Source organism: Lactiplantibacillus garii, from assembly GCF_003885105.1.
GTDB classification, from domain to species: Bacteria; Bacillota; Bacilli; order Lactobacillales; family Lactobacillaceae; genus Lactiplantibacillus; species Lactiplantibacillus garii.
The window spans coordinates 1-1,271 of record NZ_QWZQ01000109.1 but is presented as its reverse complement, the minus strand read 5'-3'; the positions used below and the strand labels follow the sequence as shown (position 1 = coordinate 1,271).

Genomic DNA, 1,271 nt, shown 5'->3' with positions numbered 1-1,271 from the left:
ATAATGAGGAGTCTCGGGCTATTTTTTTAGATAAGTTAAGCTAACAAAATACACATTTAATACATGTTTTTATCAAACATGACTTGACGAATTGCAGATGCATCGTCTGATTTGTTCTTTTCTTCAGCTTTTTTTAGTTCTGCTTCCAACTGTTCCCTTGTAAATGTACTGTAGTATTTAGCTTTACGATCAATGCGTTGATTTCGCCTTTCTGTTTCTTTATCTCTTGCTTCTTGCTGCTTTTATGCTGCCTTATATAGTGCTTTTATGTCTGAGACGAATAGACTAGACATTGGTACATTATGTTTTTTAGCTCGGTAGTGCAAAACAACTAAATAAATTACAATTATTAAGATTATATACAACATTTTATTATCTCCTCAAATTCCTGTGCTAGTATAACGACAAAATGATTTTAATGATAACGATTGATTAACTATTTGCAAGTCTTTCCCACTCAGAACCAAGGTAGTTATCAAATTCTTCCACGTTGTAATGATCATTATTATACCAACTCATTACTTCTTTATAGCCTTGTAGAGCTAATCGTGGGTATAGGGTAATGTTTAATCGGGACATTGATTCCATAAGAATTTCAGCGTAGTTACCACCGGTTTTAATACCCGTCTTCACTCCATGAATGGCGGCATCACCCAAATCGATTCCTGCAAAAGTACCATAACTGCAAAGCAGCATTCGATTAAGTTCGGGATTGTTCTTGGGTTTGATGATTTGTTCGAAAGGCGTTTTATGATAAAAGTATTGTTTGAAAGCCCATAGTAGTCGGGTAAGTAGTTCATTAATAATTACCGGAACAGCTGTGGCCGCAGCATGACGTGCGTCGTAACCTTGTTCGAAGACACGAGTACATAATTTTGAAATAGTTAGATTATCCGTCTGAGGTAATTTAAAGTTAAGTAATTGAAATATCTCAGTTCCTGGAATGGGTAGGCCAGAGCCACGATTACCTTTTTGAACAGCGCCAGAAGATCCAACTGCATCGGACATAATATGACCAATCCAGTTACAAAAGCCACAGAAGATTTTTGCAACAAGGTTATTTCCTTTTAGTTCAAAGTGATTATTTTGCATCGTGGCTGTAATTAAATGCCCATTTGCGAAATAAGTACCAGTATTGCTAAATTGATCTAAAATGGAAAAGACTAACCCGATAAGATCCGGATAGTGAGCTAAGGAAAATAAGTGATGGTTGCTAGCTGTCATCTTAAAATTATTGGGCAGTGTCGCGTTCAATCTTTTCCCATATTGTG

Annotated in this window: 1 pseudogene; it reads right to left on the bottom strand. The window is 36.1% G+C overall.

What is annotated here, in order from left to right:
- Positions 1–432 precede the first annotated feature (432 nt).
- A pseudogene (locus D1831_RS14470) lies at positions 433–1,271 on the bottom strand (hypothetical protein); the annotation flags it as partial.